Below are 12,432 nucleotides of genomic sequence, written 5' to 3' on the forward strand. Positions count from 1 at the left end.
ACTGTAATTATCCAAATTTATAACTTAAAAAAACAAAACCATGAAGACAACTTCTTACAAAGATTCCCTCAAAGTTAAAAAAGTTGGCAATACTTTTTCAATGGGCTGTTTATTTTTAACAAAACGGGCTGCCAGTTCACCCATCTTTTCGAAATCGACTGACATGACTGAGATTCCGCCACCGACAATTTGCTTCATGGGAGAGTCGTTATAGGAGATCACCCCAACATCCTGCCCGAGTTTCAGTTTATTGACCCGGCATTTTTTTATTACCTCCACCAAATCGGCATCGCGGATCACGAACCAGGCCTGTCCCTTTTTTAACGGAACAGCATTCACACGGTTTATTTTTCTGAAAGCGATTTGATGGCTTTCGCAAAACCGCCTTACAGCAGTAACTGATTCAGCCGGGTGAGGCGTATCTTTTTCCGAATAAACCATTATCAGCTCATCGTATTTGTTCAACTGCGGAAACCCTTTTTCAAGGCATTGCAAAACCGCCCGATTGAAATCCTGTACCAAATAATTTCTGTTTCTTCCGGAAGCGTTGCCCATATCGAGCACCAGTAATTTGTTGGGATCGATTTTATCCAAAACCGGTGAAATGGTTCGGTGGTCGATATTCATAACAATATACATGCTGTAGCGCCCCAGGCTGTTTTGAATCAGCTGATAAAAAACTTCTTCGTTGTAATGATGAAACAACAAATCCACCGAATAGGCTTCGGGCAGGTTTTTGCGGAACGATTGATACAACTGCTCTTTGAACGCGCTAAAATCGTCGAGCAGCATAAAAACCTTGTACGTTTCGTTGGCCACGAAATAGCCTTTGGTGGGTGCCGATTCTATTACGGCACGTTTTCTCAGGATGCTGTACGCCTTAAAAACCGTGTCGCGCGAAAAACCGCTCTGGCTGCTCAGCCGGTTCACCGAAGGCAACACATCACCTTCTTTTAACGTTCCATTGCTGATGGCTTCCGTGATGGAATGCACCAACTGCTGAATTTTGGTTTGCCCGGCCGGTTTAATGATATGTAATTCAGGTATTTTCATTTTCTTTTGAATAGGCTGTCTCAAAAGTTAAGGTTCAAGCTAATTTGTCATGTTGGCATGAGACGATGACAGTAATATCCAAAATACAAATCACAAATCACAAATAAATTCCAATGTTGCATTTCTTTAAATTCCAAAATTTTTAACTATGTCTTGTTTCGAAAATTGTTTTTTTTGATTTTGGTGCTTATTTGAAATTTGATTTTTGTCATTTATCAATTTATTTACAAACATTATATTACATAAATATGTCATCGACAGGAACTTCGCTCAGAATGACATCTATGAGGACTTTTGAGACAACCTCACAGCTATTATTTATAAACCGGCCCGAAATTGGCGCAGGCACGGTAATCAGATCCTTCTTTATCTTCACCGAAAGCATTCCATGCACTGGGCCTGAAAATTTTGTCTTCATCCACGTTGTGCATATTTACCGGAATGCGCAGCATTGATGCCAGGGTAATTAAATCGGCACCAATGTGCCCGTAACTGATAGCCCCGTGGTTGGCACCCCAGTTGGCCATAACCGAATAAACATCTTTAAAGGCACCTTTCCCGGTTATCCGAGGCACGAACCAGGTGGTTGGCCAGGTTGGATTTGTCCGTTCATTCAGTATTTCATGAACCTCATCGTCCAGCTCAACGGTATAGCCTTCGGCCAGTTGAAGAACCGGTCCGAGCCCTTTTACCATATTAATGCGCGACATGGTAACCGGCATCTGGCCTTCGGTTTTAAACTGGCTGGAAAAACCGCCTCCCCTGAAATATTCGCGATCGGCAGGGCAAAAACGGGTTTTAGCAAGGCATTTTTCAACCTCTTCTTCCGTAATATCCCAGAAAGGTTTCATTACCGGATTACCGTTTTCATCGCATTGCTGGGCGGTTGCATCCAGTGTTGTTGAACCTGAATTGAGAAGATGGATGATCCCGTCTTTTGCCACCCCCGTTAACGTTTTGCCGGTAACCCGTTTTACAGCATCGGGGCTCCAGTAGGTACGCACATCAGAAAAAATCTGCGCCGTATTGGTGAGCAAATGGCCGAATAACATTGGAACGGCGTTGAGACTGTCATTTTCGGTAGCTAACACATAAGCTTCGCGAATACCGTTCCAGTCGAATGATGAATTTAACAAGGTTTCAGAAAAATCGCCGTTGGGTAAATAATCGGTCCATTGGCGTTGCCCCTGAAAACCGCCTGCAATGGCATTTCTTCCATTTGATTCTTCACCAAAACCGGCCTCTTTCAATTTCGGGTTACCAATCATCAGGTCGCGGAAAATCAGTGTCATCTTCACCACTGTCTCCCACTCCTTGTCTTTTCGGTCACGATCAACCTGAACCTCGGGCTTATTGTAGTCATCGCCTTCAGTACAGTTTTCCCGGGTCCACTTTAATGCCTTTTCAAATTCTTCCTTATCGTAAATTTCTTCGTCAATGCGGCGTTTCACTTCGCTCATATCCACAAACTCGGTGCGCATGCCCAGGTAATCCTGGAAAAAATCGGGATTCACCATTGAGCCGGCAATTCCCATTGATGTGTAACCCAGCGAGAGGTACGATTTTCCTTTCATTTGAGCCACGACCAGCGCCGAACGCACAAACCGGATAATTTTTTCTTTCACATCTTCAGGAATGGAATTATCGCCGGCATCCTGCACATCGCGGCCGTAAATACCAAATGCAGGCAACCCTTTTTGAGTGTAACCGGCAAGTGCTGCCGCGAGATAAACTGCACCGGGCCGTTCAGTGCCATTAAATCCCCAAACAGCTTTGGGAACAAGCGGATTGGCATCCATCACTTCGGTGCCGTAGCACCAGCATGGAGTAACCGTTAACGACACCCCTACCCCTTCGCGTTCAAACTTATCAGCGCAAAAAGCAGCCTCAGCCACACCGCCAATAGTTGTATCAGCAATTACACATTCCACTTCTTCCCCACCCGGAAAACGCAGGTTTTCTTCAATGAGCTGCGCTGCGGCTTTTGCCAGGTTCATAGTTTGTTCTTCGAGCGATTCGCGTACGCCCCGTTCACGTCCGTCGATGACAGGACGGATACCTACTTTGGGATTCCTCCCGATTAATCTGTTTGCCATAGTTATTTATTTTTGAATGAGTAATTTGCATTGCATTTTATATTATTCACCAGGTGAGCTTAAAGTCACCAGGTGAAGAGTTGTCAAGTGAGACTGTCTGTCCACCGTAATAAAATGAAGGTGGAAATACTCTTCACTTCTCACGTTGTGCTGTGCTGTACTGTGCTGCAATTTATAAAATTTTGATTGGTTTCAAAAATGCTTTTCAACATAAATCAAAAACATGTTGACAAAGCCCACTTCAGGTTTTGGGCAGTGTAAATTGTGATTCTTCATAAATTTAATTTGGGATGCAAGGTATATAAAAAAGAAGAGGACAGCTCAACAGCTGCCCTCAATTTTAACCCCCAAACACACATGCAATGCAGAACGCATTGCACTACAAACATATTAATTAATTTTGATTTATTCAAAAAATAATCCGGTAAATTGTATTTTTTTCATCGTTTTGGCAGAAATTACCTGTCGCTTCCATCCTGTTTAAAGCACTCAAGACGCTTTCAGATTCCAGGTTTAGTTTGTTCACCAAAAAAAATCAGCTCATTTTTAATCAATAGTGTTTTCCCCGGCCTAATAATCAAATTCGATAAACTTTCCGAGTTTTTTGTATTTCTCGTACAACAGTTTGTACTTCTCCACATTTTCAGGAATTGGATGATATTCGGTTTCAATACCGCTGCCCATTTTTTTCTGTGCTTCAGAAGTATTGGCATAAACTCCTGCTGCAACTGAAGCTGCCATTGCGGATCCCAGTGCACAAGCCTGCTCGGAACGGGCAACTTTAATGGGCATATCCAGCACGTCGGCCACAATTTGCATTACGAACGGTGATTTTTTAGCCACACCGCCCAGTGCAATAACACCATCGATGCGAACACCTTCATCCATAAAACGGTCGTTAATGGCTTTAGAACCAAATGCAGTGGCCTCCACAAGTGCACGGAAAATCCGAGGCGCATCAGAGCCGAGGTTCAGCCCGGTGATTGCACCTTTCAACGCCTGGTTGGCATCGGGTGTGCGCCGTCCGTTCATCCAGTCGAGTGCCACAATTCCGCTTTCTTCCGGCGGAACCTTAGCAGCAGCCTCGCTTAATTCAGCAATAATTTTATCCGAAGTTTCTTCAATCAGCTTTTGTTTGGTGGTTTCATCTATCAAATCCGATTTTGCCAGGATGTTGGTCAGCGGCCATTCCAGCACCTGCTTAAACCAGGCATAAATATCGCCAAAAGCCGATTGCCCGGCCTCCAGGCCTACCATGCCGGGAACAATGGAGCCGTCAACCTGGCCGCAAATGCCGTTCACCAGTTTGTCGCCTACTTCATCCGACGGGGCAATCAACATATCGCAGGTGGAAGTTCCCATCACCTTTGAAAGATAATACGGTTCAATTTCAGCTCCAACTGCGCCAAGGTGGGCATCGAAAGCCCCCACCCCCACCACTACATTTTTGGGAAGTCCGAGTTTTTCAGCCCATTCTTCCGAGAGAGTTCCTGCAGCCACGTCGCAGGTAAAAGTTTCCTTGTAGAGGCGTTCGCGCAGTCCGGCCAGCATCGGGTCGAGTGCCGTTAAAAATTCTTCGGAAGGTAGTCCGCCAAATGCCTCGTGCCACATGGCTTTATGCCCTGCTGCGCAACGGCTGCGTTTCAAAGTTTTCGGGTTGGTATTTCCGGTGAGAACTGCAGGAATCCAGTCGCAGTGTTCCACCCACGAATAAGCTGCCCTGAAAACTCCTGCATCTTCGCGAATAATGTGCAGCACTTTCGCCCAAAACCATTCTGAGGAATAAATCCCTCCTTCATATTTGGTGAAATCGATGTCCCATTTGCGGGCCAGCTGGTTGATTTCTTCTGCTTCTTTCACTGCGGAGTGGTCTTTCCACAGCACGAACATGGCATTGGGGTTTTCTTCAAAACCGGTGGTCAGCGACAACGGAATGCCTTTCTCATCCACCGCCACCGGTGTGGACCCAGTTGTATCGACAGAAATTCCCACCACTTTCCCGGCCACGTCTTCAGGCGCTTGTTTCAACGCTTCTTTTATGGTATATTCCAGCCCTTCAAGATAATCATTTGGGTGCTGGCGAAACTGGTTAACCGGCGGATTGCAATATTCTCCGGCTTTCCAGCGGGGATAATTGTAAACTACACTGGCCACTTCTTTGCCTGTTTCCACATTCACTATTAACGAACGGACCGAATCGGTACCATAATCCAAACCTATTGTATATTTTTCGTCCATATTTTTAAGAATTTTATTGTCCATAATATGCGTTTTTACCGTGTTTGCGGAGGAAATGTTTGTCGAGCAGGGTTTTACCCATTTCTGCTTCGGGGTTCAGCATCAATGTGCGGAAAGCCATTTTGGCCACCTCTTCGAGCACTACCGCGTTGTGCACGGCATTGTCCGCATCGGTTCCCCAGGCAAAAGGCCCGTGATTGTTTACCAGCACTCCGGGAATTTCATCGGGGTTCAACCCTTTAAAACGGGAGAGAATCACCCGCCCGGTTTCCTGTTCATAATTTTCCTGAATTTCCTGATGAGTCATTTTGCGCGTACAGGGGATTTCGCCGTAAAAATAGTCGGCATGAGTTGTTCCCAGGGCGGGAATATCGTAACCGGCCTGTGCCCAGCTTGTGGCCCACTCGGAATGGGTATGTACAACTCCGCCAATATTTTCGAATTGACGGTAGAGCACCAGGTGGGTTGGTGCATCGCTCGAAGGTTTCAATTCCCCCTCAACAACCTGCCCGTACAAATTGAGCACAACCATGTCTTTGGGCCGCATTTTTTCGTAGGGAATTCCGCTGGGTTTAATTACTGCCATGCCATTTTCACGATCGATTCCACTAACATTTCCCCACGTGAAAACAACAAGGCCGTGTTTCACCAAATCGAGATTAGCCTGCAATACTTGTTCTTTCAGTTGTTCAAGCATGATTTTTATTGTTTTGTTATAGTTGATTTCCGAAGTTTATAAAAAGTAAAAATAACACTTAATTTAAATTTAAAAAAGATTCTTTAACAACATCCCAAAAAAAGGTACAAAAAAAGCCCGGCATAATGCCAGGCCTTTCTACCTATCCTCTGCTTTTTATTTGTTACCCTGCTTTAGTTAATTTTTATATCAACCGGTTCTTTTTCAAGTGCTTTCTCTTTTTTGGGAAGTACCAGTTCCAGTATTCCGTTTTCAAAATGAGCTTCAATTTTTTCGCCATCTACAGTTTTCGGCACTCTGAACTTGCGCTCAAAATTGTAAACTCCGAATTCACGACGTTCGTATTTGAATTCTTCCTCTTTTTTATTCTCTTCTTCATTATTTTCAGGAAGTTCAACTTTCACGGTTAATATATTTTCGTGATAATTCAGCTGAACATCGTCTTTTTTAAAACCGGGCAACTGCAGTTCAATTTTGAACGTATCGTTTTTTTCCAAAATGTTGGTAGCTGGTTTACAATTGCAATCGTTCAGGTAGTTTTCATCGTAATCGTTTCTCAACAAATTATTGAACAAATCGTCAACTAAATTACGGTTTACGGTACGGTACGGATTTTCAAATCTTACTAAGTTCATATCATTTCCTCCTAAAATTTTTTATTTTCAATTTTTTATTTTCAATTTCAGTTCTTCATTATCAATCCATGTTCCAACCCCAAAAATCTGCCAAAACATTTAATACTCAATTGTCTTTTATGACAATATGACCACATCCAGACAAGACCAACTGCATTTATGTCATTTTATATAAACATTTAAATTATTAGATGCTTACATACTTGTTGTATTTCTCCCAAACAAAGCAAAATTTTGATTCCTGCTCAACCCGAATAAATCTTTACTTTTGCAAAAAAATACTATGCGCATCGATATTATTACAGTTTTGCCCGAAATGCTGGAAAGTCCATTGAATTATTCCATTGTAAAACGGGCGCAGGAAAAAGGACTGGCTGAAATTCACGTGCACAGCCTGCGCGATTTTTCGGATGACAAACACCGGCGTGTAGATGATTATGCTTTCAGCAAGGGAGCAGGGATGGTAATGGCCATTCAGCCCATTGAAAAAGCCATTGAATCGTTGACATCAAAACGAGAATACGATGAAATCATTTTTACAACCCCCGACGGAAAGCTATTCGACCAAAAAGAAGCCAACACGCTTTCGCTGAAAAAGAACATCATTATTTTATGTGGGCATTACAAAGGGGTTGACCAGCGGGTGCGCGACCATTTCATCACCAAAGAAATCTCGATTGGCGATTATGTTTTAACAGGCGGCGAACTGGCTGCGGCTGTAATTACCGACAGCGTGGTGCGGCTGATTCCGGGGGTTTTGTCCGACGAAACCTCTGCCCTCACCGATTCGTTTCAGGATAACCTGCTCAGCCCGCCGGTTTACACACGGCCTGCGGAGTACAAAGGCATGAAAGTACCGGATATCTTGCTCAGTGGCAACGACCAGATGGTGGACGACTGGAAACACCAACAGGCGGTGGAACGCACAAAAAATTTGAGACCGGATTTGTACAGAAAGTACAATGGAGAAATTCCAAATGACAAATAGCAAAATCGAAATAGATGCTCAAACACTAAACGGGTCAATTAATCTCATTGATTACTAATTGCTCCGGAATTCTATTAACCAGATTTCATGTCCCTCAGAAAAATTATCCTAAAAAATAGGGTATAATCCATTTCAGTTGTATAGGTTTCAGCCTTGTATTGAATCAGCAATTCTTTAGGAACAAATTCATTTTAAGCCTTTCAAATTTTCAAATTCTCATGCAAATAAACAGTAAAAACAGAAATGCCAGTAAAATGCTGCAAAATATAAAGTGAGTACTGGAAGATATTTTACCCCCTGGCCGGATAAATCCGTCCTTGTCCCCCTCAATACCCCATTGCCTGCCATCCCACATTCCTTACGCAGGCATTTCCCCTCAAAAGGGGAAAAAAGCGGACTTTGAGATTTATTGGGACAATCGCTCCGAAGAACGTTGTAGGTAGTCCACTTTCCATACCCGTCAAATTAATCGTTAAATCAGGGACTTAATTATAAAACTAATCTTTGCTTGAGAACTGCAACAAAATAATTGTGCAGAAGAAAACGGACAGCAATGAAATCTACATATATTTTTTGCGGTAGTTATCCACCTGTTTTTTCAGGCGTTTATTTTTGAGGGCTTTGGGATAAATATCGAACAAATAGTTAACCTGCACAAATTCCTGGTCCATAGCATCATCGAGAACAGCCAGTGCCTGTTCTTCCTCTTTATTTTCCAGCAGAAGGCTAACCAGGCGGTATTTAAGCAGCACATCGCTGTTCTTTTTCATGCCGGTTTTGAGTATGCGAAGTGCATTTTGGGTCTCCCCGAATTTTAAGAGAACATCCACCCATGTGAGCCAGATTTCAGCATTTCCGGGTTCGAGGCGTGCAGCCGTTTTCAAGGCATCGGTGGCTTTTTCCAATTTGTTGTAATCGTTGTAAACCCTGGCCAGGGTGAGCCAATATTCTGAATTATCATTGTCAAGCTTCAGCGCTTTGTTAATAAAGACAATGCTTTCGCTGTATTTTTTTTCCACCCACATAATAAGGCCAATACCAAACCAGGCCGTATCGTTTTCAGGATTCAGCTTAATGGCTTTCTGGTAAAAAAATTCCGACTGGAAATAATCTTCCAGGTTGAGGTAACATTCGCCAATGTAACACCAGGCATCATCATTATCCGGGTCAATTTCCAAAAATTCATTATACCGCTCAATAGCTTCATTAAAATTACCGGCATTGGCGTGCGCATTGGCAATATTGAACAGTGCCTGGCTGAAAGTATCGTTCAGTGCCAGGGAAAATTCATACGCTTCAATGGCTTTTTTATAATTTTCTGCTTTGTTGTAGGTAATTCCCAGGTTAAACCAGGTAGAGTAATTAAATGGATTGCTGTCGAGGTAGCGGTTGTAATATTCAATACTTTTATCGAAATCGCCCAACTGATCGCTGAAAAAGCCCAGATCGTACAATGCCTGTTCATTTGCCGGATTCTTATCCAGCGCACGTTCGAAATAGCTCACTGCTTTTTCCACTTCGCCGGCCTGAATATAGGCAGCTCCAATGTGGTAGAGAATATCGTCTTCTTCGGTTGCTCCTGCTTTCAGGGCGCGCCTGAATGACTTTTCTGCATTGCGGTCGTCGCCCAGAATCAGCCATGCCGAACCTTTCATAAGGTGCACATCAGGATTGGCAGCTTCCAGTTGTTCGGCCAGGTCTAAATAGTTGAGGGCATTTTCATATTTCCCTTTGCTAAGCAACACCTGGGCATACTTTAACTGGAGCGGTACCGCGCCGGGGTGAATTTGAATTCCCTGCCGGGCTGCAATTTCAGAGGCGTTTATATCACCTTCATCGAGCAAATACTCAACAATTCCCTCAAATTCAGAAACATCAAAGTACTTTTTCCTGCCTGAAACCAATGACCGTTTAAAACGGCTCAGTGCCTCGTCCAGGTTTTCATCATTAATAAAATTTCGTTCTTCCTGATTCATCAATCCTCCAAAAATGAAAGGGCAAAATTAATAATTCACACCGAATAAAGAAACTTGTTTTTTTACAAGTGTTGTTCCCTTAACAAATCGTTGACCGTTTTCACCGGATTAAAGGTTTCAACAGGAACTTCAACAAAAAGAGTGTTCCAGTTGCTCATGGCTCCGTTCCACAAACCGGGCAGTTCCTGGGCTTTCAAATCCTTTCCGTCTTTCGATTTTTTCGAAATAAAACCTGTTGCCGGATCAGTAAACTGTGTCAGGTCGTATTTTTCGCCTTTGTAATTTTTTACCGCGCAAACCAAATCAACCGGGTTAAAATGCGTGGCATTTTTCACAATATTTTGTTGCTGAACACTTTCCGGGTCAATTTGTGTGCTCTCCACAATTTGCAGCGAAACGGTACCGTCAGGATTCAGGGCCAGAAATGGTCCGCCACCGGGTTCGCCTTCGTTTTTCACCATTCCGCAAACGCGTAACGGTCGGTTGTATTTTTCCCTCAGATAATGGTACAATTCCTCCTTTTCAGTATAGTACTGATTTCTCGGTGGCTTAATATTCAGTGTATGCTCCAGAAAATTGGCTGCCTCGGCCAAAAAAGCACTGTCGAGCGCCGAAGGATGCCTTTCGTTCAAAAATTTTTGATACCTGAAAATCTTTTCCTGTAATTTTAAAAGCACACCCGCCAACGCTTTTTTGTAATCTATGGTAACTTGCTTCAGGTGGTCGGGCACAACATTGTCGATGTTCTTAATGAAAATCAAATCAGCATCCAGATCGTTCAGATTTTCAATGAGTGCACCATGACCGCCAGGCCTAAAAAGAAGGCTGCCATCGGGCTCTCTGAACGGTTCGTTTTTTAAATCAACAGCAATGGTATCAGTTGAAGGTTTCTGCAAGCTAAATGAAACTTCGAAGGTAACGTTCAGTAACTTTTCGTATTTATCTTTTATCTCGTTCAGAAGTTCCTTAAATCCTTTTTGATGCTCAGGCGACACGGTAAAATGAAGGCGTGCAATATTTTTTTTGTCGGTTGAATAGCTTGAAGCCTCAACCAGGTGCTCTTCAAAAGGAGTGCGCTCGCCATCCGGATATTTATGAAATTTCAGCAACCCTTTGGGAAGCGAGCCGTAATTTAATCCTTTTTCATTTAGCAGAAAATCAATCCAGCTCCGACAATTTTTCTTCACATGCCCCTCCCCCACGGCAATTTCCAAATTATTATAAAAGGCAAATTTTTCTTTATTAGCCAGAAATTGCCTGGCAGCGGCGCTTTTCACCAACGTTTCATCGGGGGTATCTGATTGTTCGCAATCTTTCAAAGCTTCAAACAACGCTTTAAACATCCGGCTGGCAGCTCCTGATGCAGGCACAAATTTAAGCGGCGTAATTCCGCGGTCAATCATTTCAGCAAAAAAATCACCGTTTTGTTTTACCTCCTCTTCACTCAGGCTGATGATGCCATTATCGTGGGTTGCAGCTTCTTTTATTTCAAGATAAGGAAAGCCTTTCCTAAAATTTTCAATTTGTTGTAGCACGGTCTCAGGCCGGCTTCCCCGTTCTTTTATTTGTTGTTCATCTTTTTTCGAAAGCATATATAGTCATTTTAAAGTACTTAAAAATAGAAATAAGAATCTTTATTTAAAATTTTCAACACCCTCTGAAGGCATAAAGTTTTCAATATTTTTTGAACAGGTAAAGCTAACATTTTCAGCAGATAATTTTTAAGTAATTTTGCACGGCAAATAATTTAACAATGACGGAATACAAATTCATTTGGGGGCATTCAAAACGGTACAACGATTTTTCAACCTATTTCAGGAACCTGTTTTCGGAGCGGGTGCAGAAGGTGTCGGTTGACGGCGGATTTACCTGCCCCAACCGCGACGGCAAAAAAGGGTATGGCGGCTGCACTTACTGCAACAACAAAACGTTTAAACCTGCCTACTGCAACCTCGAGAACAGCGTGACCAGCCAGATAGAACAGGGCATTCGTTTTTTTGAGAAGAAATACAAATCGATACGGTTCCTGGCCTATTTCCAGGCCTACACCAGCACTTACGCACCGCTGAAAAATTTGATTGAACTGTATGAAGAAGCACTGCAACACCCAAAAATAGTGGGTCTTGTCATCTCCACCCGGCCTGATGCACTGCAAAAGGAATTACTCGATTACCTGGAAGAACTGAGCAAAAAAGTGTATGTGATGGTGGAATTCGGGTTGGAATCGCATCTCGACAGCACGCTGGAGAAAATCAACAGGGGGCATACTTTTGCTGAATCGGTTTGGGCGCTGGAAGAAACCAACCGCAGAGGAATCAATAATGGTGCACACCTGATCCTGGGACTTCCCGGTGAAACCCGGGAAGACTGGCTGAATCAGGCACGAGTTATTTCACAACTCCCTGTTAATAACTTAAAATTACACCAACTGCAAATCCACAAAGGCACGGTAATGGAAAAACAGTTCCGTGAAAATCCCGAACAGTTTCACCTTTTTTCTGCTGAAGAATACATCGAACTGGCGGTGGATTACCTCGAGCTGCTCAACCCGAAAATTATTGTGGAGCGGTTTATCAGCCAGGCCCCACCTGAGTTGCTGATTGCCCCGCGCTGGGGACTAAAAAATAATGAATTCGTGGCTAAGGTGGAGAAACGCCTGAAGGAACGCGATACCTGGCAGGGGAGATTGTACGAAAGCAAGTAACAAGTTGCCCCTGTACTGTTCCGGAATTTGTTTCATCCGTTCCGC

Annotated in this window: 9 protein-coding genes; 2 read left to right on the top strand and 7 right to left on the bottom strand. The window is 43.4% G+C overall.

Annotated elements, in window-relative coordinates:
- Positions 1 to 54 precede the first annotated feature (54 nt).
- The 5 genes from ACTCNA_RS07705 to ACTCNA_RS07725 all read right to left on the bottom strand — a co-directional run bounded on the left by ACTCNA_RS07705 (position 55) and on the right by ACTCNA_RS07725 (position 6,719).
- Entirely contained in the window at positions 55 to 1,053 is a 999-nt protein-coding gene (locus ACTCNA_RS07705) for a GntR family transcriptional regulator (RefSeq protein WP_462947321.1), read from the bottom strand.
- A 314-nt stretch (positions 1,054 to 1,367) separates the two neighbouring features.
- Positions 1,368 to 3,149, bottom strand: coding sequence for an L-fucose isomerase (locus tag ACTCNA_RS07710; protein ID WP_462947322.1), 1,782 nt, complete (start codon positions 3,147 to 3,149; stop codon positions 1,368 to 1,370).
- Positions 3,150 to 3,719: 570 nt separating this feature from the next.
- Positions 3,720 to 5,411 carry a ribulokinase gene (locus tag ACTCNA_RS07715; protein ID WP_462947323.1) on the bottom strand — a complete coding sequence of 564 codons (1,692 nt, stop codon included), beginning with the start codon at positions 5,409 to 5,411 and terminating at the stop codon, positions 3,720 to 3,722.
- Positions 5,401 to 6,084, bottom strand: a complete 684-nt coding sequence (araD, locus tag ACTCNA_RS07720) for an L-ribulose-5-phosphate 4-epimerase (protein WP_462947324.1) — start codon at positions 6,082 to 6,084, stop codon at positions 5,401 to 5,403. Before araD ends, ACTCNA_RS07715 begins: the two co-directional genes overlap by 11 nt.
- Positions 6,085 to 6,257: 173 nt before the next feature.
- Positions 6,258 to 6,719, bottom strand: coding sequence for an Hsp20/alpha crystallin family protein (locus ACTCNA_RS07725; protein ID WP_462947325.1), 462 nt, complete (start codon positions 6,717 to 6,719; stop codon positions 6,258 to 6,260).
- Between the two features lie 268 nt (positions 6,720 to 6,987).
- On the opposite strand from ACTCNA_RS07725, the gene trmD reads away from it, so the two are divergent.
- Entirely contained in the window at positions 6,988 to 7,707 is a 720-nt protein-coding gene (gene trmD / locus ACTCNA_RS07730; RefSeq protein ID WP_462947326.1) for a tRNA (guanosine(37)-N1)-methyltransferase TrmD, read from the top strand.
- A 560-nt stretch (positions 7,708 to 8,267) separates the two neighbouring features.
- On the opposite strand, the gene ACTCNA_RS07735 is transcribed toward trmD, so the two are convergent.
- Both ACTCNA_RS07735 and ACTCNA_RS07740 read right to left on the bottom strand, forming a co-directional pair.
- Positions 8,268 to 9,683, bottom strand: coding sequence for a tetratricopeptide repeat protein (locus ACTCNA_RS07735; protein WP_462947333.1), 1,416 nt, complete (start codon positions 9,681 to 9,683; stop codon positions 8,268 to 8,270).
- 62 nt (positions 9,684 to 9,745) lie between these two features.
- Positions 9,746 to 11,275, bottom strand: a complete 1,530-nt coding sequence (locus tag ACTCNA_RS07740) for a DUF4301 family protein (protein ID WP_462947327.1) — start codon at positions 11,273 to 11,275, stop codon at positions 9,746 to 9,748.
- Between the two features lie 161 nt (positions 11,276 to 11,436).
- On the opposite strand from ACTCNA_RS07740, the gene mnmL reads away from it, so the two are divergent.
- Positions 11,437 to 12,387, top strand: a complete 951-nt coding sequence (gene mnmL, locus ACTCNA_RS07745) for a tRNA modification radical SAM protein MnmL/YtqA (RefSeq protein ID WP_462947328.1) — start codon at positions 11,437 to 11,439, stop codon at positions 12,385 to 12,387.
- Positions 12,388 to 12,432 lie beyond the last annotated feature (45 nt).

Source organism: Tangfeifania sp., assembly GCF_055108615.1.